This is a genomic window from Roseibium sp. (assembly GCF_051016195.1).
Lineage (GTDB): Bacteria > Pseudomonadota > Alphaproteobacteria > Rhizobiales > Stappiaceae > Roseibium.
This window is the reverse complement of the sequence record NZ_CP134616.1, coordinates 3269215-3288463: the sequence shown is the minus strand read 5'-3', so window position 1 is coordinate 3288463 and position 19249 is coordinate 3269215. Positions and strand designations below refer to the sequence as shown.

The window sequence follows — 19249 nt, the reverse complement described above, 5'->3', positions numbered from 1 at the left end:
GGCGTCCTGTATTCAACACGTTGCCAAATGCTCCGGACCGTTCCTGCAAGCCGCTGTCTGCATCCAGCGGACAGATGGTGTAGCCTGCCATGACAAGCCTTTGAAGAACCTTGCCTACAGGAAAATGGTCGTCAGTTCCGGCACGAAACTGACCAGAGCAAGCACTGTCAGGGCAACGAGGTAGAACGGCAGAAGCTGCAGAACGACCTTGCCCATTGGCACGCGTTCAATTGCCACAGATACGAAGAGAGTCGTGCCAACTGGCGGCGTATAAAGGCCGATCGCAAGATTCACCACCATCATCACGCCGAGCTGAACCGGTTCCAGACCAATCTGCGCCGCCACTCCGATAAAGGTAGGCGCCAGGAGCAGTATGGCCGCAGGAAGATCTAGAAACGTACCGATCACGATCATGAGCAGGTTCATACCGAGAATGACAGCCCATGGCGACTTCAGGGTTTCAAGCATCAAGTTTGCCAGATTCTCCGGAACGCTTTCAAATGACAATATCCATTGCAGCACGCTCGATCCCATGATCACCAGCATGATCACACCCGTCATCATGCCGGTCGTCAGGACGCAGCGCAGGATTGTGGCCGTGCTCAGGTCGCGGTAGATGAACACGCCGACGATCAGCGCATAGACAACGGCAAAGACGCTGATTTCCGTCGGCGTGACGACACCGCCCCGCGCCAGGACGACAACCATCACCGGCATCAGCAGGGCGGGAATAGCCTTGACCAGATCGGCCGGCATCTTGCGCCAGGAAAAGCGCCGCGACAGGAAGCTGGTATGCAACAAGGCGATGGCCGCACCCGTGACGAACGCAGCCCAGACCGGCACGATGCCGGTAACCGCGAGTGCAATCAACGCACCGGAGGCGCCGACAATCATGAGAGCGTCGCGCAGATCGAACAATGCCCGCAAAGATAGACGATTGCGGGCTTCCACGGGTGAACGCGGCAGGTTCCGGATCTGTGCGATACCGTAACAGACGACGAAGATCATCACCGTCAGCATGACACCCGGCACGATACCGGCAAGGAACAGTTTCGGTATGGACGTCTCCGTGACCAGACCGTAGAGGATCATCGGAATGGAAGGCGGAATCAGCACAGAGATGGTTGAGGACGACGCGTTTACGGCAGCGGAAAAGCCTTCCGGATAGCCTTGTTTTTTCTGGACCGGGATCAGGGTCGTGCCCATGGCCGTCGCATCGGCCACCGCCGAACCCGAGACACCGCCGAAGAAAAGCGATCCGACCACGCTGACCTGGGCAAGGCCGCCCTTCAGGTGGCCGACTAGAATTTTCGAGAATGTGATCAGATATTCCCCGAACCGGCCGGACATCATCAGATCTCCCGCCAAAATGAAGAACGGGATCGCGAGCATCGGGAAGCTGGATGTCGGCTGGTAGAGATTGAGGATCGCCTCAAACAGGAAGATCGGGTCTTCTGACACCATTGCCAGGCCACTTGCCAAGAGAAGTGAATGGGCTACCGGCATGGCAAGCAGCAACAGGGCCACAAAGACGATCGCCGCGATTGAAGACATCACTTCCTCCCTGGTCAGTCTCAGGAAAAATGGGCCCCGGTTTTCCGTTTGAGATTGCGATGGAACCGGGCTGGTTATCGGCCAGTGTTTGCGCGAACGCGTTCAACTTATGGACCGCGTTCCGATGTGCGTGAGACCCGGATCGCCGGTAACTTGCCGATAGATGCGTGTCAGGGCGGTCACTCCCAGCAGCGCATAGCCAGCGAAAATGGCCAGGTAGCTCCACAACTGCGGTATGCCCAGCGATGTAAAGCTGACATCGCCTGCCGCGAAATTCATTCCTCCCTCGAACATTCCCAGGCCCAGATAGACGTAAAGCACGGCACCGCAGGTCACGACAATCAGGATCTGGACCGGGATCGTGATCAAAAGTCTCCACCTGTCGGGCAGCATGTTCAGGAACAATTCCACGCTGATGTGACGACAGTGTTGGGCAGCCAGGACCGCACCGGCCATGATGAACCACGGGAACGTCAGCTGAACGACTTCAACGGACCAGACCAGGCTCTCGTTGGTCGCGTAGCGCAGCACGGCATTCGCAAAAGTTGGAAGCAGCATGGCCAGAAAGCAAAGCCACAAGGTCGCGGCACAAATCCACCGAACGCTCGTGTCCAGTAGGGCGACGAGGGGGCCGAGAGGCCCCTTCACCGGCGATGCTGTGAGCAGCTGTCGCATGACTGATCTCACTGTGCTGCGTTGGAGGCGGCTTCCTGAATGCGGGGCACGATATCTCCCAGCTCTTCTTCCCATTTCGCGTAGACGCCAGCAGTGGCATCCTTGAAGGCCTGCGTGTCAACCTCGCTAAACTGGGCGCCTTCGTCTTTGAGCTTTTGTTCAAGCTCGGCATCGGAGATCAGGAAGACGCCGCGATTGTACCAGGTCGCAGCGTCCATGGCCTGCTGGATCAAGTCCTGGTCTTCCTTGCTGAGCTTGTCCCACCAGCGTTTGGAAGCAAGGATCGGCGCCATTTCGTACTTGTGGTTGGACTTGGCGATATATGGTGTCAGCTCGTGAAGCTTCGACGAGTAGATGTTGGCCAGCGGATTTTCCTGTCCTTCGAACACACCGGACTGCAAAGCGGCCGGAAGTTCGGAGAACGCAAGCGGTGCCGGGTTCGCGCCAAGTGCCTGAAAGGCATCGATGGTCACCTGGCTCTGCGGCGTGCGGATTTTCATTCCCTCGATATCCGCAGGCGACGTGATCGGCTTGGAGACGTGGGTAATCTTGCGCAGGCCATTGTCCCACCAGGCAAGCAATACATAACCCTTGCCGTCCAGCTGTGCGGCGATGCTCTTCCCGATTTCACCGTCCAGCACCTGCCAGGCCTGCGGCAGGCTGGTGAAAAGATAAGGCAGACCGAACGCATTGAGATCGGCAACGATTTCGGCGACCGGACCGTCCGAGTTGACCGTCATTTCCATTGTCCCTAGGCGAACCGACTTCAACATCTGGCGGTCATCACCCAGGGTCGCCGAGTGCGCAACCTTGACCGTGTATTTGCCACCTGACCATTGCTCGACGAGCGATCCGAAAAGCTGTGCCGCGGTCACACGCGGATTGCCGGGTTTGCCATTGGTGCCGATCACCAGTTCCTCGGCCATGGCCGATGCTGCGAACGCTACTGTGGCGGCCAGCGCAAGGCAAAGCGGTAGTCGTTTCATGAGATTTCCTCCCTGTTCACATCATGAAGCATGAGTGAATTAGAACCGCTTGAACGCTCCCTTTCAAACGCGAAAACAAGACAGAAAGTGAAGCTGAACTTAACAACTTAGGGAAATCGTGCCAAATTCATTCCAGCCTGAATCAGGAGAAACTGCTATGGCAAGACTTCCGAACCTGAACGCCATTTTGTACTTCGAGACTGCGGCCCGGTTGTCACGGGTGAACCTGGCGGCGGAAGAATTGACGGTTTCCCCTTCTGCGGTCAGCCAGCAGATCAAAAGCTTGGAAGAGTCCGTCGGCATCGCATTGTTTCGACGCGTCAAGCGTCGTCTGGTTCTGACGGAGGAAGGGGAACGGTTTTATGCTGCGGCAACCGAGGCATTGGGGCTGTTGCGAAATGCCCAGTCACGTGTGTCGCGAAAACGTGAGTACTATTCGCTCGTGATCAGGGTTGCACCCAGTTTCGGGGTACGCTGGCTATCGCCGCGAATTGGCAGTTTCGTCGAAGCCCATCCGGATCTGGACCTGCGGATAGATGCGACGACCGAATTGACCGATTTTGACAAGGAAAATGTCGACCTGGAACTGCGCTACGGCCTGGAGCCACCGCCTGGACTGGCCGCCAAACCGCTGATAACCGACCGGGTTTTGCCGATTTGCCATCCACGCATGGCTCAGGAAGCCAACCAGATCGGTTTGAAGGACGCCCTGCGCGACATGCGATTGCTTCACACCGTGAAGGCCCAGATTACGTGGCGCGAATGGCTTTTGCGGAATGGTGTCGATGCCTTGGACGATGGGCACGGCCTGAAGTTTGACCGTTCCTCCATGTCCATCCGGGCAGCCCAGGACAAGCTTGGAGTTCTTCTGGAGACGGCGACCCTGACAATGAAGGAACTGCAGTCGGGCGATCTTGTACCGCTTGCCCCGGATCTCGGGACACTCTGTTTTCCGACTTACTGGCTATGCTGCCCGCCGCGCCATTTGAACAGGCGCGCGGTCAAGAATTTCGCCGATTGGATCGAGGACCAGGCCGCCGCTCACGAGAAGGAGAAACTTCGGCTGCTCGCATCGCTCGGCTGCGTGCAGCACAACGCTTATGCCACGGATTGAGGTTCCGGCTGATACCGGACACCGCCGGAAGTGGATCAGGTCAGTGTGTTGGTGGGAACACCGGCAAGGAAATTATCCACGTGGCCAACACACTGATCCCATAGGGTCTGCTGTGTCTCTTCGGACGCCCACGCGACATGGGGTGTCACGATCACATTGGGCCGGTCCAAGACCGACAACAACGGATTACACACCTTCGGCGGTTCACTAGTCAGAACGTCAAATCCGGCGCCGGCGATCTGACCGCGCTCGAGCGCTGTCACCAGCGCCGCTTCATCGACGAGACCGCCGCGCGATGTGTTCACCAGGATCGGGCGTTTCTTCATCAGTTCGAATTCTCGTGTCGAGATCATGTTGCGAGTGGACGGGAACAGCGGGGCATGAAGGGACAGGACGTCACTGGTCTCGATGACTTCATCGAAGGGCGTGTAGAGCGGGCCCAATCCTTGGACGCCCTTGTGAGCTGCAAAGACGACCTCCATGCTGAGCGCCCGCCCGATGCTTGCAACCGCCTGGCCGATGATACCTTCACCGATGATCCCGAGCCGTGATCCAGCAAGATCCCGGATCTCATGTGTGAAGAAGCAGAATTGGCCGCTATCGTGCCACTTGCCGTCAATCACGTCCTGGCGGTAGCCGACGATGTTCCGGCGGAGTGCAAAAATCAGGGCAAACGCATGTTCTGGAACGGTATTGATTGCGTAACCGCGTACGTTTGAAACTGCGATCTCGATCTCCCGGCATGCGGCAATGTCGATAACATCGTATCCGGTCGCCGCGACCGATATCATCTTGAGATCAGGCAACCGGTCCAGCATGTCGCTGCGCAACGGAACCTTGTTTGTGATTACAACGTTGGCACTCTGACAACGCTGGACAACCTCATGTTCGTCCGTCTGTTCAAATTCCACCCATTCGTGCTTGGCTTTCGGCCGCGTGATGGAAACGGCAGGCCCAATCGTGCCCCGATCCAGAAAGACGATCCTGGTCAAGACGCATCTCCCGGAACCACCGGCTCGCCGGTCAGGGCTTCATAGGCCTTCACGACGGCTGAATCGTCCAGCTTGCCGTAGCCCATTCCCGACGCAGCCAGAAACATCTGATGTGCGACCGCCGAAAGCGGCAGTGGCACGCCGTTTTCGGTGCCGGTCTGCAGGACAAGGCCCAGATCCTTGATGAAGATGTCCACCATCGAACGCGGTGTGTAGTCATTGTTCAGGATATGCGGTACCCGGTCCGACATCATCCAGCTTGAACCGGCCGATTGGGTGACGATCTCGTAGAGCTTGTGCGCGTCGCACCCGGCCCTGGCCCCCAAAGCCATCAGTTCTGCTGCCACCACCAGATGAACACCGGCGGCCAGTTGGTGCACGACCTTGTAGGTCGCACCAAGACCCGGTTCCTTTCCAAGCCGATGCACGACTTTTGAAATCGCCTTCAAGACAGCTTCCGCTGTTTCGAACGCGGTGTCGGAGCCTGAACACATCAGCGTCAGGGATCCGGCATCAGCGCCGGTCTTGCCGCCGGAGACAGGCGCATCGAGATATTCGAAACCCGCAGCAATTACCCGCTCGCCCAACGCCTTGGACTCGGACGGTGCGACTGTGGAACACAGCATGACAACTGCACCCGGCTTCAAACTGGCGATCGCATTGCCGGCGCCGAAAATCACATCCTCGGCCTGTGCTGCAGTCACGACCATCAGCATGAAAACGTCAACGCCTTCGGCGGTCGCACCGACGCTCTCCGCAACATTCCCACCCGACTGGGCAAGCGCAGCACGGGAACCTTCGAAAATGTCATAGCCCTTCAGCGAAATCCCGGCACCGAGGATGTTCCTGGCCATCCCCAATCCCATAGACCCGAGGCCGACTATACCAACCGCATGCTGACCCATCTCATTCCCCCAGCCAGTCTTTGACCTGGCGCAGCACCGCTTTGACCGATAGGCCGTAGCGGTCATGCAGCGTCGGCAATGCGCCGGCATCAAGAAACGCGTCCGGAAGCGCTATCTGGCGGAAGCGCGGGAAGATCCCGTTGCGCATGAGTTCCCCGGCCACCGCCTCACCAAGGCCGCCGACTGTGGTGTGGTTTTCGGCGACGACGACAAGGCGCCCTTCCCGCGCGGCTTCGCGGCGGATGGTTTCAACATCAAGAGGCTTGATGGTCGGCACGTGCAAAACACCGCAATCGATCCTGTCCGAAGCAAGTTTCTTCGAAGCTTCAAGCACGCGCATCGTCATCAGACCGGTCGAGATAAAGAGGACATCCGCTCCGTCTCGCACGATCTTGGCCTTGCCAAGCTCGAACTCGTAACCGTATTCGCCGAGCACATCCGGCACGTTGCCGCGCAGGAGCCGCATGTAAACCGGCCCTTTATAGTCAGCGATGGCGCGGGTCGCCTGCATGATATCCGTTGCGCAACACGGATCCACGATGGTCATGTTCGGCAAACCGCGGAAAATTGCGATGTCCTCGGTCGCCTGGTGGCTCGGGCCATAGCCGGTTGTCAGCCCGGGCAGCGCACAAACGATCTTCACGTCGAGCGATTCCTCGGCGATCGCCATGCAGATGAAATCATAGGCACGGCGGGAGGCAAAAACTGCGTAAGTGGTGGCGAATGGCGTAAACCCTTCCCGTGCCAGTCCGGCAGCGGCGGATATCATCACCTGTTCGGCCATGCCCATCTGGTAGAACCGGTCCGGATACTTGTCCCGGAAGACGTGAATGTCGGTGTATTTCGCAAGGTCTGCCGTAATCCCGACGATCTTGTCGTTGGATTCAGCCAGTTTGTTCAGCGCCTGCCCGAACGGGGCAGCGAGGGTTCTCATTCCTTCATCCGCAAGGGACGCGATCATCGCGGATGTTTTGAGACTTTGGCCTTTCGGGACCGGCGGACGGGGGTCGTATTTGGAAAGTCTTGCGGTCATTTTGCTTGCGCCCCGTCAAGGATTTCGATGGCTTTCTCCCACTCATCGGCTTCGACTCTCAGGAAGTGATTGCGGTCGCGTTGTTCCAGAAAAGGTACGCCCTTTGCCATTTTGGTGTCGCAGATAATCACGCGGGGCTTGTCGTCTTCACAGTTGCGCGCCCTGTCGAAAGCCTCGGCGAGCGCGGCGATGCTGTTACCGTCGACGCGCTGGGTGTGCCAGCCGAAGGCCTCCCATTTGCTGGTGAGCGGCTCGGAGCAGAGCATTTCCTGGCTCGGCCCGTCCGCCTGCTGATTGTTGAAATCAACAACGGCTATCAGGTTCGACAACTTGTGATGGGCTGCGGACATGGCCGCTTCCCATGTTGAACCCTCTCCAAGTTCACCGTCGGACAGGAGATTGTAAACAAACTGCTGCGAGTCCTTGCGGCGCAGGCCCAGCGCAGTCCCGACCGCAATTCCGAGGCCTTGCCCCAGCGACCCGCCGGTGATTTCCATTCCGGGCGTATAGGCAGCCATGCCGGACATGGGCATCCGGCTGCCGTCGCCACCATATGTTTCCAGCTCGTTTTCCGGCAGGATACCGGCTTCAATCATTGCGGCATAAAGTGCGATCGCATAGTGGCCGATCGACAGATAGATACGGTCCCGGCCTTCCCATTCGGGATCCTCGGGCTTGTAGGTCGCCGCATGAAAATAGAGTACGGCAAGCACGTCGGCGAAACCAAGGGCCTGGGCGATATAGCCCTGTCCCTGGACCTCTCCCATGCGAAGCGCGTACCGGCGGATACGGTATGCGCGTTCCTCCAGGCTGACATTGGATAACTGCTGATGACCCGGCATGTTGCCTCCTGTTCCTGTAATCCGCCCAGGACTGCACAGAGCCCAGAAATTTAGACAGACTTACGATCTTTGACCAACCACAGTTGTAGGTCGCACGACATCGACGATTCAAACAGCAAACGCTGAACACTTGTTAAGTTGAACTAAACTGAATGTTTCAATACCTCCCATGCCGCCTTGACCTGGAACAGATGAGTGGGGTTTCAGCGCAAAGCGGCACACAGGATTTTGGAGCTTGAAAACGTGCGGCGGCAACAGCCGGATACGAGCGTGCGCGCGACCGGCATCGGACAGCGGCAGAAGTTTTGACCCTCTCACACCCACTCAGCCTCTTGATGCGACCTAAGGGGAGGCATAAAACGATCGGGACGCGATTCAATCACGCGATCCTTATTTTCAATAGAGCGGCCGCCTGCCGGCCGGCAACATAAAAGACAATCTTTTAAGGGAGGGAACCCATGAAAAAGACCTTATTGTCACTCGCGCTCACAGCCTCGATGGGACTGGCATCCGGCTTGGCGTCAGCCGAGACGCGCATCACTTACAAATCCGCCAAGTCGACGTCTTCCTACTATCAGATGGCCGTGCAGATCGCCGAGGCGATGAAGGCCGGAACCGATGGCGACATCATCGTCACGGTGGAGGAAAGCCAGGGATCCGTTCAGAACGTGATGGAAGTGAGAGCCCGCGGCGGCGATTACGTGTTCACGACACCGCCCGTGCTCGTGAAGCTGGCCCAGGGTGGCAAGGCCATGTTCGAGGGCAAGTCGGATCCCAAGTTTGATGAGATCCGGGCGTTGTTCCCGATACCCTCGCTTACCATGCATTTCGTTATGTCCGAGGGCAGCGGCGTGAGCGATTTCGCCGGCATGGAAGGCAAGACCATCCTTCTCGGCAAGGGCTCGTTCGGCGCACGCGAAGGAGAGAAATATCTCAAGCTCTTCGGCCTTGAAGGCAAGGTAGAGCTTGCCGAAGTTGAACTTTCCAATGCCGTTGCCGCGCTGAAAAACGGCCAGATCGACGGGTTCGTTACCGCCGGGTCTTTCCCTGCGCCGAACGTGATCGAGGCAGCGGCATCGACAGGCGTGAAGGTAATGTCGCTGAACGACGACCAGATTGCGCAAACCAAGCGCACGCGGCTTGTCATTCCAGCCGGCACCTATGCCGGTCAGACGGAGGACATCGTCACAACGTCGCTTCCGGTCGTGGCCTACACCACCACCGCGATGGATGACGACGCGGCCTACGAACTGACCAAGACCTTCTGGGAACAGAAAGGCGACATGGGCAATGCCGCCCCGTGGTGGAACGGCGTCGACCAGGGCCTGATGGGCAACATCACCGGCAAAATTCACCCGGGTGCCCTGCGTTACTATCAGGAAGCGGGCTTTGAACTGACGCCCGACCAGCAGTAACCGGCCTCATACGCTCATGGCTTCTGCGCGCCCGCGCGCAGAAGTCTTTTCTTTCCAGCCTTCCGAACCGCGCCCGATCACTGCGCGTACGCGTTGCCTCTACCGGGAACACTGTCTTGAGACCATTGATCATCGCAGCAGCGCTCGGTCTTGTTGCGTTTCACCTTGCCTTGATCTTTTCAGGCCTTGTTCCCAACCTCGTAAGCCGCCCGCTCCACCTTGCCTTTGCGCTTCCCTGGATCCTGATCGCAGCCAGTCAAGGCATGTTTTCAAGGGTCAGCGGCATCGTCCTGAGCGTGCTGGGGGTCGGCGCGTGTCTCTGGGTAGCGGTGTCTCATGACAGGCTCTCCGATCAATACGGGTTCCTGGAAGGAGACTTCCAGTTCGCAATTGCCGCTCTCCTGCTTGTTGTCGTTCTTGAGGCCGCACGGCGGGCGATCGGGTGGCCGCTGCCGCTCGTGGCGCTGCTCGCCCTGCTCTACGGCCTGTTTGGACAGCATATACCCGGAGAGTTCGGCCATTCCGGCACCCCGATTGCAAGTTTTCTTGGAACGCTCACCATCGCTGAAGGTGGCATCTGGGGCAGTCTGACCGGTGTTTCGGTCAATGTAGTCGCGATCTTCGTGATCTTCGGCGCGGTGCTGAACGCGGGCGAAGCCGGTCAGGGTTTCATGAACATTGCCTCCGCAGCTGCGGGAAGACTGAAAGGCGGGGCCGCCAAGGTCTCGGTCCTGTCTTCAGCGCTGTTCGGTTCGATATCCGGATCGGCCTCCGCGAATGTCGCCTCCACAGGCGCGATCACCCTGCCGGCAATGACGCGGCTGGGCTATCCCAAGCGCCTTGCCGCCGCCGTTGAGGCCGTCGCCTCTTCCGGCGGCCAGATCATGCCGCCCTTGATGGGGGCCGGTGCCTTTGTGATGGTCGAGCTGACGGGCGTGCCCTATACGTCCATCATGGCCGCGGCGCTCCTGCCCGCCATCTTGTACTTTCTCGCAGTTTGGATCGGCGTCAACGCCTACGCAAATCATCACGATCTCGCCGGGCTGGACGAAAAGGATCGGCCGTCGGGCCGCGATGTGGTCATCACCTCCTGCTTCTTCCTGATCCCGTTCACGGTCCTGCTCGTGGGCATGTTCTGGATCCGGTTCACGCCTCAATACTCCGCATCGATGGCGATCCTTGCGAGCTTCCTGCTCCTGTTCTTCAACGCGCGAGGTCTCGGAACCCTCAAGGAAGGCCTGGCCAGGGTTGAACGCGCCCTCGTTAACTCGGCGCGCCAGGTGTCGATGATCGCCGCCATCATCGTCTGTGCATCAATCATCATCGGCGTTCTTTCGATCACCGGCCTCGGCGTGAAGATAACGTCACTGATCCTGTCGGGTTCCGGCGGGCTGCTTTGGCCGTCCCTGTTCCTGACAGCGCTTGCCTGCATGGTTCTCGGCATGGAAGTGCCGACCACCGCCGCCTACGTGATCTGCGTATCCGTCGCCGGCCCTGCCCTCATTCAACTGGGTCTGGAACCCCTGCAGGCGCACCTGTTCGTTTTCTGGTTCGCCCTGCTTTCGACAATCACGCCACCCGTTTGCGGCGCGGTCTTCATCGCCGCAGGCATGATCAACGAAAACTGGCTGAAAGTTGCGCTCACCGCGATGGCGCTCGGAATCGGCCTCTACATCATTCCACTTGCCATGATTGCCAACCCGGCCCTTATCCGGCTTGAAGGCAATCCTCTTGGCGCACTTCTGGCTGCATGCCAGATCGGTTTCGGACTGGCGCTGATTTCTTACGCGATCATCGGGCTCCGGAATCCCGTTTATCGATTACTCTCGGGCGGAACCGGTCTGGCAATAATCTTCGGATCTTTGCACCTGTCGTGAACCGTCTGCCGCTGAACACGCACCACGGCTCGATCTCTGTCCTTGACGAATAGCGGACCTCCCACGATCTGCGCATGACGAAATCGTAAAGCAGTCCCCCTTGATGCCCTTTGCCGCTCCCCCTAAAAGGGAACAAACAGTAAGGAGTGGGCGTCATGCTCGGCAAAATGTTCAAATCCCTTTTCGGGTCATCCGGAGAAGGGCAGGCCAAGAGCTCTACAAAGGCAACGGTGGTTGATCACGAAGGCTTTCAGATCATCGCTGAGCCACAGTCCTCGGGCGGCCAATGGCAGGTCTCCGGCCGGATCGAAAAGCAGATCGGCGAAGAGACGAAGTCGCACCGGTTCATACGCGCCGACGTATTGCCGGGCGAAGCAGACGCGGCCAACGAGATGATCCGCAAGGCGAAAATGATGATCGATCAGCAAGGTGACCGAATATTCGATTGAGGCGCACCGCCCACAAATGCTAATCGAAGGTAATGTGCGATCCGGTTCTGACTAAAGTGGCCGACCGGCACCTCAACAGACATGTGCCTCCCGGTGGACCGGACTGTCCCCGAATTGAAAGCCGACATGAAACGTAACGTAGCCCTAAGTTTGCCCAACCTTTTGACCTATGGGCGCATTCTGGCTGTGCCGGCGGTCGCGTTCTGTTTCTATTTCGAAGGAACGACCCCACGCTGGATCGCGCTCGGGATATTCATCGTGGCGGCAATCACGGATTTCTTCGACGGCTATCTCGCCCGCGCATGGCAACAGCAATCCGCTCTCGGGCGCATGCTCGATCCGATCGCCGACAAGCTGCTCGTATCCGTCTCGCTTCTGATGCTGGCCGCGGACGGCACGATCGGCGGCTGGTCTCTTGTCGCGGCGATCATCATCTTGTGCCGCGAAATCCTGGTCTCGGGCCTGAGAGAATTCCTGGCCGAGCTGCAGGTCAGCGTTCCGGTCACAAAACTCGCGAAGTGGAAGACGACGGTCCAGCTCATTGCCATTGCGGTTCTTCTCGCCGGACCTGCCGGCGACACCATTTTTCAGTATACGACGCTGACGGGACTGACCGCACTTTGGATCGCCGCCATTCTTACGCTATATACCGGATACGACTATTTCCGTGCCGGCATCGGTCATCTCATCACGGAATAGGCCGGTGATTTCGTTTGCCGTGGTGGCAATGCATCAAGAGGTCTCATGAACATTCGCTATTTTGCCTGGGTGCGGGAACGTGTCGGCAAGGAAGAAGAAAACCTGGAACTTCCCGCTGACGTGAAAACGGTTGCCGACCTGATTTCGCATCTCAAGGGGATCGATGAGTACCACGCGGCCGCCTTCGAAGAGGAAGACGCGATCCGCGTCGCGCTCGACCAGGAACATGTAGAGACGGATGCCGATCTCGGAAATGCCCGCGAAGTCGCGTTCTTCCCTCCGATGACAGGTGGATGAGCATGCAGGTCAAGCCCAGGATTGTGGTACAGGCGGAAGATTTCAGCGCCCAGGACGAAGCCCGGCGTCTCACGGAAGGCCGCAAGGACGTCGGAGCCCTTGTAACCTTCACCGGGCTTTGCCGCGACGAGGCCGGAACCCTGAGCGCCCTGGAGCTTGAGCACTATCCCGGCATGGCGGAAGCCGAACTTACGCGCATTGCGGAACAGGCCGTTGAACGCTGGCCCCTGACCGGCCTGACGGTCATTCACCGCTTCGGCAAGATACCGCCCGGCGAAAACATCGTCCTCGTGATTGCCGCCTCGTCGCATCGCCGCGCGGCCTTCGAGGCGGCCGACTTCCTCATGGATTACCTCAAGACTCGTGCCCCATTCTGGAAAAAGGAACACCTCGTCACCGGCAGTTCGAGCAACTGGGTTGAAGCCAGGGATTGTGACGACCAGGACGCTGCACGCTGGACCTGAGCCTTCCGACGGCTTAAACTAGGGTACGGATTCAGAACTGAAGTCAATTTGGTTTGGACCGTATTGACCAACTGCGAGAAGCGAAAGCGCAGGAAATGTGGTTCATTTTCAAGCCTTTCGCGACGTGGCAGGTGGCCAAAACGGCCAAATCCGAAGGACGGCAAAATGGCTGTACCTCGCAGCGTCACAGCGCTTGACCGGGCAAAAAGCCCGCTCTGCACACGCTTCCTCCCGAGATCTTGCCATTTCTGCCGCCAAATCGGCTTCATTTATGTGTCCGTACCCTAAGTGCCTCTCAGCCCGACAGCCGCTCCGTTTCGATTTTCCGCGGCGGCCTGTCAGCGGCCAATTCTTTGAACTGGTTCCGACAAAGTGAAACACCACATCGAGCATTCCGATGCTGCCGTTGCCGACTCGTCCGCTGGCATTGCGCGGACATCCAGTGAGGTCTTGCGGGAACCCGGCATTCCCTTTGCCGAATTCGTCGCGATCATCGCCATGATCATGGCGCTGAACGCCATGGCGATTGATGTCATGCTGCCGGCGCTTCCGGCAATCGGAGACGCACTCGACATCATCGAGGAAAACAATCGCCAGCTGATACTGACCACCTACCTGGCCGGTTTTGGCGGCGCGCAGCTCTTCTTCGGACCGCTGACCGACGCGTTTGGCCGCCGCAAAGTCCTCATTGGCGGTCTCACCCTCTACAGCCTTGCAAGCGTCGCGGCCATTTTCGCATCAAGCCTTGATACTCTGCTGATCGCCCGAGTGCTCCAGGGAGTCGGTTGTGCGGGGGCCCGCGTGGCTGCGCTTTCCGTGGTTCGGGACTGCTACACCGGCCGCAGCATGGGCAAGGTCATGTCACTGGTCATGATGGTCTTCATGGCCGTTCCGGTGATTGCGCCCTCCGTTGGCCAGGTGGTCCTCCTTCTGGCAGGCTGGCACTGGATTTTCGCGTTTCTGTTGTTTTCCGGCCTCGCGGTTCTGGTCTGGTCGATGCTGCGGATGCCCGAGACGCTGGCACCCGATCGCCGCCGCCCCATCGAGATGTCTGAAATCGGCAATGCATATGGGACGGCGATCACGACACGCGTCTGTGTCGGGTACGCAGCGGCAACTGCGTTCGTCTTCGCCGGTCTCTTCGCATTCCTTGCCATGTCACAGCAGATCTTTGTGGACATATTCGGGCTTGGAAACTTGTTTCCCGTCGTCTTCGCATCGATCGCAATCGCGATGGCCATCTCCTCGTTCACCAATGCGCAGTTGGTGGAGGCCATGGGAATGCGGCGCCTCTCGCACGCGGCCCTTATTGTCTACACGCTGTTCGGTTTCTCGATCTTCGCCGTGTCGGCACTCGGCCTTGAAAGCCTTGCCTCGTTTTTCATCCTGACGACAATCGTCATGATGTGCTTCGGTTTTGTCGGCGCCAATTTCAATGCAATGGCGATGGAGCCGCTCGGCAAGATTGCCGGCACCGCCGCATCCGTGATCGGTTTCATCACGACGCTCGGCGGCGCGCTCCTGGGACATGTCATGGGGCAATTGTTCGACGGAACGACCGAGCCTCTCGGGCTGGCGTTCGCTGTCTATGGGCTGGCGGCCATCGCCTGTGTGCTGTTTGCGGAAAAGGGCCGCATGTTCCACGCCCTTCACGACAGCAGAAAATGAACAAGGCGGGCTGAACAACCCGCCTCGCTGTTTGCTGCAATGTCTGTTTCGCTTAGCCGGTCGCGGCCTGGAGCGCCGGAGCATCGGGTCTCACGGCCGCATCGTAGTCCTTCATCAGCGTCTCGATGATTTCGCCAACTTCGAACGTTGTGCCGGCAATTTCGGAAACCGGTGTGACTTCCGCAGCTGTTCCGGTCACAAAACACTGTTCAAACCCTGGAATTTCCTCCGGCATGATCACGCGTTCGATCACTTCGATGCCGCGGTCCCGTGCCAGATCGATAACGGTGCGGCGCGTGATCCCGTCCAAGAAACAGTCAGGGATCGGCGTATGGATCTTGCTGTCCTTTATGAAGAACACGTTCGCACCGGTGCACTCCGCAACCTGTCCGCGCCAGTCCAGCATCAGGGCGTCGGTATAGCCCTTTGCCTCGGCAGCATGTTTTGAAACCGTGCAGATCATGTAAAGCCCCGCGGCCTTCGCCTTGAACGGTGCCGTTGCCGGATCGGGGCGCCGGTATTGAGCCATATCGAGCCGGATACCCTTGAGCCGCTCTTCAGGTTTGAAATAGCTGGGCCATTCCCAGGCCGCGATTGCAAGATGGATCGTGTTGTTCTGCGCGGAGATGCCCATCATTTCGCTGCCGCGCCAGGCAACCGGACGGATATAGGCGTCGGTCAGCTTCATGCGCGCCAGCGTCTCTTCCTTGGCAGCGTTGATCTGGTCGGCTGTCCACGGGATTTCGAAACCCAGCGTACGGGCGGACTCAAGCAGGCGTTCGGTGTGCTCTTCGGATTTGAAGATCCGCCCGCCATAGGCTCTCTCGCCTTCGAAGACGCTGCTGCCGTAGTGCAGGCCGTGACTGAGAATATGGAGTTTCGCATCCGACCAGGGTACGAACTCTCCATCATACCAGATGTCACCACTGAGCTGATCAAAAGGCGCTCCCGCCATGTTTCTTCTCCCGGCCGCTCAAAGAGCGATTATTGATTTCTTTCAACAGACGCGAATAACGCCAAAGACTTGCGCCCGTTTTGCTGCTGTATCTTTTGCACAGCACGCGAACTATCGGTATCCTGATGACCGCAGCGGCGTTGAATGGATTCGTTTGTCGACGGATGCCCAAAAATGCATCTTTGAGACCGATCATTTCGCGCGCGGCTGCTGACAAGTAACAATCGACCAGAATTATGTCAATATGACTGACGTAAATTTCAAATCTGCCGTTTCCCCTGCGCAGCGCGACACGGGTGGAGCCATGTCGGATCCGGACCGCAGACCGGAAGAAGGCACGTTGCCCTACGACCTGATTGAACTGCTGTTCTTTGCGTATAAGGATTTCACGGGCGATCCGGACGACGTGCTGGCGAAGTTCGAATTTGGCCGTGCCCATCACCGCGTGCTTCACTTCGTCGAACGCAATCCCGGCATCATGGTCACCGATCTGCTGGGGATCCTGCGCATCACGAAGCAAAGTCTCGGCCGCGTTCTGAAGCAGCTTGTCGATGCGGGGATCATCGAACAGCGCGAAGGCTTGAACGATCGCCGTCAGCGCCTGCTTTATACGACCGAGCGTGGCCATGTTCTTGCGGAAAAACTCGCCCGGTTGCAGCAGGAGCGCCTTGAACGCGCCCTAATTGGATTGCCTGATGGCAGTGAGGAAGTCGTGCGGCGGTTTCTGTTGCAGATGATCGATCCCGACGCCCATGCAGACATTTTGAAACTCGTCAGAAGCCCTTTTCATCTCAAGGACTGAAAGCCGCCGATAGCAGAAGGAACCAGCTGCCGACATGAAAGTCCAGGTGCCCGATGACAACGCCAACCACATCCTGCTTGTAGACGATGACAAGCGCATCCGGGATCTGCTTTCCAGGCTGCTGAAAGAGAACGGCTATCGCGTCTCCACGGCCGCCAATTCCGCCGATGCCAGAAGGTGCCTGTCCGGACTGGAGTTCGACCTGATCATTCTTGATGTGATGATGCCAGGGGAAACCGGGCTTGAGCTTGCAGCATCTCTTCGCGAAGAGTCGGAGGTGCCGATCCTGATGCTGACCGCCAGGTCCGAGGCAACAGACCGCATCGCAGGGCTGGAAGCGGGCGTTGACGACTATCTCCCGAAACCCTTCGAACCACGTGAACTCATGCTGCGCATGGCCGCAATCCTGCGGCGCGGCAACAGCCAGCCTGTTGTCGTGAGCGAGGAGATCCGCTTCGGGCCGTTCTGTTTCAACAGTTCACGCGGCGAACTCAAGAATGGCGATGCAATCGTCCGGCTGACGGACCGCGAAAAGCAGATCCTCTCGATCTTTGCCGAACAGCCGGGAGCCACCGTTCCGCGCCACAAGATCGTCGGCGGGGAGAGCGGCCTCGGCGAGCGCACGGTGGACGTTCAGATAAACAGGCTGCGGCGCAAGATAGAGGCGGACCCCGGCAACCCGATCTACCTGCAGACCGTTCGCGGCATCGGCTACCGTCTGGCCTGCGATTGAACAGGTCCCAATGGCCAACACAGAAATCCTGTTCCGCAAACTTTCCAAATCGTCACTTTTCAAGCCGTTTCTGCATGCCTACAGGTCGGTGTCCCGTCTCCTTTACCGGCTTATGCCGAAGGGTCTTTACACACGTACCTTTCTGATCATCGTCGCGCCCATCGTCATTTTGCAGTCGGTGCTGGTCTTCGTCTTCATGGAACGGCATTACCAGCTCGTTTCCAGACGCATGTCGGAAGCCGTCGTCCGGGAAATCGCGGCAATCGTCTATGTCCTGGAGAACTATCCGCAGGACCCCGATCACGCCAAGATCGAACAGCTCGCTTCGAGTGCGCTTGGCATGTCAACGACGATCCTGCCGCTCGAACCGTTGCCGCCCCCCGCGCCCAAACCGTTCTTCGACGTCATCGACAAGGAACTCAGTCTCGCGATCAGCCAGAAAATAAGAAAACCGTTCTGGATCGACACGGTCGGCCGGTCGCGTTTCGTTGAAATTCGCATCCAGTTGAAGGATTCGATCCTGCGTGTCTTTACACGGCGCAGCCAGACCTTTGCGTCGAACTCGCACATCTTTCTGGTCTGGATGTTTTCAACCTCGCTCGTTCTTCTGATCATCGCGCTGCTGTTCCTCCGGAACCAGATCAGGCCGATCATCCGGCTGGCCGACGCGTCTGAAGCCTTCGGCAAAGGCCGCCCGGTAGAGAATTTCCGGGCGAGCGGTGCGCGCGAGGTTCGCCGCGCAAGCGTCGCCTTCATCGACATGCGCAGACGCATCGAGCGACAGATAGAACAGCGCACGACCATGCTGGCCGGTGTCAGTCACGACCTGAGAACCATCCTCACGCGCCTGAGGCTGCAACTCGCCTTCCTATCGGAATCGCCGGAAAGCGAAGCGATGCGCAAGGACGTCGACGAGATGAGCCACATGCTCGAAGACTATCTCGCTTTCGCGAGTGGCGACGCAGACGAAGAAGCACAGACGACGGATATCAGCCTCCTGCTCGAGGAGCTTGAGGAAGAAGCTGAAATCTCCGGGCTTCTGGTCGCCACCCGTTTCGAAGGACCGACAGATGCACAGGTCAAACGGCTTTCCCTCAAACGCTGTCTGTCGAATCTGGTGACCAATGGCTGCAAATACGGAAACCGGGTCGAAGTGTCAGGCTCGATCGAAAGGGATTGGCTCACGATCACGGTCGATGACGACGGACCGGGCATACCGGAGGGAGACCGGGAACTCGCGTTTCGTGCGTTCCACCGTCTCGACCTTGCAAGAAACCAGGATGAATCAGGGAGCGGTCTTGGTCTTGCCATCGCCAGGGACGTCGCCCGGTCGCACGGGGGAGACCTTTATCTTGAAGACAGCCCGCTCGGCGGCCTGAGAGCAAGGCTCAGGGTTCCGGCCTGAGGCCTGCTGCCCTTCCCTCAGTAAAGCCGTCCGCCGATCGGAACATCCTTGTCCGGCGCCAGAAGAACGACCTCGCCATCGGCGTCCGGAACGCCGAGCGTCAGCACTTCCGACATGACCGGCCCGATCTGGCGTGGTGGAAAATTGACCACCGCCATGACAAGCTTTCCGACCAGCGTTTCCGGTGAGTAGTGCTTGGTGATCTGGGCCGACGTTTTCTTGATGCCGATGTCCGGTCCGAAGTCGATCCGCATCTTGTAGGCAGGCTTGCGGGCCTCCGGAAACTCTTCGGCTTCGACGACCCGGCCAACCCGGACATCCACCTTCAGAAAGTCGTCGAAACTGATCTCATCACTCATGGTCTACCCCTTGATTCCACGGGCG

The 19249-nt window shown here is 58.5% G+C and carries 21 protein-coding genes; 11 read left to right on the top strand and 10 right to left on the bottom strand.

What is annotated here, in order from left to right:
• Positions 1–114 precede the first annotated feature (114 nt).
• From RDA78_RS14985 to RDA78_RS14975, 3 genes are all read right to left on the bottom strand, one after another.
• On the bottom strand, positions 115–1554 hold the full coding sequence (locus RDA78_RS14985) for a TRAP transporter large permease (RefSeq protein ID WP_434050630.1): 1440 nt from the start codon (positions 1552–1554) through the stop codon (positions 115–117).
• Positions 1555–1656: 102 nt separating this feature from the next.
• A complete protein-coding gene (locus RDA78_RS14980) occupies positions 1657–2229 on the bottom strand; it encodes a TRAP transporter small permease (RefSeq protein ID WP_434050629.1) in 573 nt (190 codons plus the stop codon).
• An 8-nt stretch (positions 2230–2237) separates the two neighbouring features.
• Positions 2238–3215, bottom strand: a complete 978-nt coding sequence (locus tag RDA78_RS14975) for a TRAP transporter substrate-binding protein (protein ID WP_434050628.1) — start codon at positions 3213–3215, stop codon at positions 2238–2240.
• A gap of 157 nt (positions 3216–3372) precedes the next feature.
• Here RDA78_RS14975 and RDA78_RS14970 point away from each other — a divergent pair, with 157 nt between their 5' ends.
• Complete coding sequence (locus tag RDA78_RS14970; protein WP_434050627.1) at positions 3373–4329, top strand: LysR substrate-binding domain-containing protein; 957 nt, start codon at positions 3373–3375, stop codon at positions 4327–4329.
• Between the two features lie 35 nt (positions 4330–4364).
• Here RDA78_RS14970 and RDA78_RS14965 read toward each other — a convergent pair whose 3' ends face one another.
• The 4 genes from RDA78_RS14965 to RDA78_RS14950 are packed head-to-tail and all read right to left on the bottom strand — an operon-like array spanning position 4365 to position 8101.
• On the bottom strand, positions 4365–5321 hold the full coding sequence (locus RDA78_RS14965) for a D-2-hydroxyacid dehydrogenase (protein WP_434050626.1): 957 nt from the start codon (positions 5319–5321) through the stop codon (positions 4365–4367).
• Complete coding sequence (gene ltnD, locus RDA78_RS14960; protein ID WP_434050625.1) at positions 5318–6292, bottom strand: L-threonate dehydrogenase; 975 nt, start codon at positions 6290–6292, stop codon at positions 5318–5320. The genes RDA78_RS14965 and ltnD overlap by 4 nt, the downstream gene beginning before the upstream one ends.
• Positions 6228–7259 carry a transketolase family protein gene (locus RDA78_RS14955; protein ID WP_434050624.1) on the bottom strand — a complete coding sequence of 344 codons (1032 nt, stop codon included), beginning with the start codon at positions 7257–7259 and terminating at the stop codon, positions 6228–6230. Before RDA78_RS14955 ends, ltnD begins: the two co-directional genes overlap by 65 nt.
• A complete protein-coding gene (locus tag RDA78_RS14950) occupies positions 7256–8101 on the bottom strand; it encodes a transketolase (protein ID WP_434050623.1) in 846 nt (281 codons plus the stop codon). The genes RDA78_RS14955 and RDA78_RS14950 overlap by 4 nt, the downstream gene beginning before the upstream one ends.
• A gap of 458 nt (positions 8102–8559) precedes the next feature.
• On the opposite strand from RDA78_RS14950, the gene RDA78_RS14945 reads away from it, so the two are divergent.
• From RDA78_RS14945 to RDA78_RS14915, 7 genes are all read left to right on the top strand, one after another.
• Positions 8560–9516, top strand: a complete 957-nt coding sequence (locus RDA78_RS14945; protein ID WP_434050622.1) for a TAXI family TRAP transporter solute-binding subunit — start codon at positions 8560–8562, stop codon at positions 9514–9516.
• Positions 9517–9632: 116 nt separating this feature from the next.
• Positions 9633–11393 (top strand): TRAP transporter permease, encoded by a 1761-nt coding sequence (locus RDA78_RS14940; protein ID WP_434050621.1) that lies wholly within the window; start codon positions 9633–9635, stop codon positions 11391–11393.
• A gap of 155 nt (positions 11394–11548) precedes the next feature.
• Positions 11549–11842 (top strand): HlyU family transcriptional regulator, encoded by a 294-nt coding sequence (locus RDA78_RS14935; protein WP_434050620.1) that lies wholly within the window; start codon positions 11549–11551, stop codon positions 11840–11842.
• A 126-nt stretch (positions 11843–11968) separates the two neighbouring features.
• Complete coding sequence (gene pgsA / locus RDA78_RS14930) at positions 11969–12541, top strand: CDP-diacylglycerol--glycerol-3-phosphate 3-phosphatidyltransferase (protein ID WP_434050619.1); 573 nt, start codon at positions 11969–11971, stop codon at positions 12539–12541.
• Between the two features lie 45 nt (positions 12542–12586).
• Entirely contained in the window at positions 12587–12838 is a 252-nt protein-coding gene (moaD, locus tag RDA78_RS14925) for a molybdopterin converting factor subunit 1 (RefSeq protein WP_434050618.1), read from the top strand.
• Positions 12835–13302, top strand: a complete 468-nt coding sequence (locus tag RDA78_RS14920; protein ID WP_434050617.1) for a molybdenum cofactor biosynthesis protein MoaE — start codon at positions 12835–12837, stop codon at positions 13300–13302. The genes moaD and RDA78_RS14920 overlap by 4 nt, the downstream gene beginning before the upstream one ends.
• 372 nt (positions 13303–13674) lie before the next feature.
• Positions 13675–14970 carry a multidrug effflux MFS transporter gene (locus tag RDA78_RS14915; RefSeq protein ID WP_434050616.1) on the top strand — a complete coding sequence of 432 codons (1296 nt, stop codon included), beginning with the start codon at positions 13675–13677 and terminating at the stop codon, positions 14968–14970.
• Positions 14971–15022: 52 nt separating this feature from the next.
• On the opposite strand, the gene RDA78_RS14910 is transcribed toward RDA78_RS14915, so the two are convergent.
• Both RDA78_RS14910 and RDA78_RS14905 read right to left on the bottom strand, forming a co-directional pair.
• Entirely contained in the window at positions 15023–15925 is a 903-nt protein-coding gene (locus RDA78_RS14910) for a branched-chain amino acid aminotransferase (protein ID WP_434050615.1), read from the bottom strand.
• Positions 15906–16121: a hypothetical protein gene (locus tag RDA78_RS14905; protein WP_434050614.1), complete on the bottom strand. Its 216-nt coding sequence runs from the start codon at positions 16119–16121 to the stop codon at positions 15906–15908. The genes RDA78_RS14910 and RDA78_RS14905 overlap by 20 nt, the downstream gene beginning before the upstream one ends.
• 48 nt (positions 16122–16169) lie before the next feature.
• On the opposite strand from RDA78_RS14905, the gene RDA78_RS14900 reads away from it, so the two are divergent.
• From RDA78_RS14900 to RDA78_RS14890, 3 genes are all read left to right on the top strand, one after another.
• Entirely contained in the window at positions 16170–16727 is a 558-nt protein-coding gene (locus RDA78_RS14900) for a MarR family winged helix-turn-helix transcriptional regulator (protein ID WP_434050613.1), read from the top strand.
• 34 nt (positions 16728–16761) lie between these two features.
• Positions 16762–17460, top strand: a complete 699-nt coding sequence (locus RDA78_RS14895) for a response regulator (RefSeq protein WP_434050612.1) — start codon at positions 16762–16764, stop codon at positions 17458–17460.
• Between the two features lie 112 nt (positions 17461–17572).
• The gene (locus RDA78_RS14890) at positions 17573–18865 is read left to right on the top strand and encodes an ATP-binding protein (protein WP_434056148.1); all 1293 of its coding nucleotides are present in this window, start codon (positions 17573–17575) and stop codon (positions 18863–18865) included.
• Between the two features lie 17 nt (positions 18866–18882).
• On the opposite strand, the gene RDA78_RS14885 is transcribed toward RDA78_RS14890, so the two are convergent.
• Entirely contained in the window at positions 18883–19224 is a 342-nt protein-coding gene (locus RDA78_RS14885; protein ID WP_434050611.1) for a tRNA-binding protein, read from the bottom strand.
• Positions 19225–19249 lie beyond the last annotated feature (25 nt).

Bases quoted from the DNA above. Each gene is read 5' to 3' on its own strand.
- RDA78_RS14885 (WP_434050611.1), bottom strand. From the start codon at position 19,224: ATGAGTGATGAGATCAGTTTCGACGACTTTCTGAAGGTGGATGTCCGG.
- RDA78_RS14890 (WP_434056148.1), top strand. From the start codon at position 17,573: ATGCCGAAGGGTCTTTACACACGTACCTTTCTGATCATCGTCGCGCCC.
- RDA78_RS14895 (WP_434050612.1), top strand. From the start codon at position 16,762: ATGAAAGTCCAGGTGCCCGATGACAACGCCAACCACATCCTGCTTGTA.
- RDA78_RS14985 (WP_434050630.1), bottom strand. From the start codon at position 1,554: ATGTCTTCAATCGCGGCGATCGTCTTTGTGGCCCTGTTGCTGCTTGCC.
- RDA78_RS14935 (WP_434050620.1), top strand. From the start codon at position 11,549: ATGCTCGGCAAAATGTTCAAATCCCTTTTCGGGTCATCCGGAGAAGGG.
- RDA78_RS14950 (WP_434050623.1), bottom strand. From the start codon at position 8,101: ATGCCGGGTCATCAGCAGTTATCCAATGTCAGCCTGGAGGAACGCGCA.
- RDA78_RS14910 (WP_434050615.1), bottom strand. From the start codon at position 15,925: ATGGCGGGAGCGCCTTTTGATCAGCTCAGTGGTGACATCTGGTATGAT.
- RDA78_RS14900 (WP_434050613.1), top strand. From the start codon at position 16,170: ATGACTGACGTAAATTTCAAATCTGCCGTTTCCCCTGCGCAGCGCGAC.
- moaD (WP_434050618.1), top strand. From the start codon at position 12,587: ATGAACATTCGCTATTTTGCCTGGGTGCGGGAACGTGTCGGCAAGGAA.
- RDA78_RS14980 (WP_434050629.1), bottom strand. From the start codon at position 2,229: ATGCGACAGCTGCTCACAGCATCGCCGGTGAAGGGGCCTCTCGGCCCC.
- ltnD (WP_434050625.1), bottom strand. From the start codon at position 6,292: ATGACCGCTACGGCCTATCGGTCAAAGCGGTGCTGCGCCAGGTCAAAG.
- RDA78_RS14920 (WP_434050617.1), top strand. From the start codon at position 12,835: ATGAGCATGCAGGTCAAGCCCAGGATTGTGGTACAGGCGGAAGATTTC.
- RDA78_RS14975 (WP_434050628.1), bottom strand. From the start codon at position 3,215: ATGAAACGACTACCGCTTTGCCTTGCGCTGGCCGCCACAGTAGCGTTC.
- RDA78_RS14905 (WP_434050614.1), bottom strand. From the start codon at position 16,121: ATGATCGGTCTCAAAGATGCATTTTTGGGCATCCGTCGACAAACGAAT.
- RDA78_RS14970 (WP_434050627.1), top strand. From the start codon at position 3,373: ATGGCAAGACTTCCGAACCTGAACGCCATTTTGTACTTCGAGACTGCG.
- pgsA (WP_434050619.1), top strand. From the start codon at position 11,969: ATGAAACGTAACGTAGCCCTAAGTTTGCCCAACCTTTTGACCTATGGG.
- RDA78_RS14955 (WP_434050624.1), bottom strand. From the start codon at position 7,259: ATGACCGCAAGACTTTCCAAATACGACCCCCGTCCGCCGGTCCCGAAA.
- RDA78_RS14945 (WP_434050622.1), top strand. From the start codon at position 8,560: ATGAAAAAGACCTTATTGTCACTCGCGCTCACAGCCTCGATGGGACTG.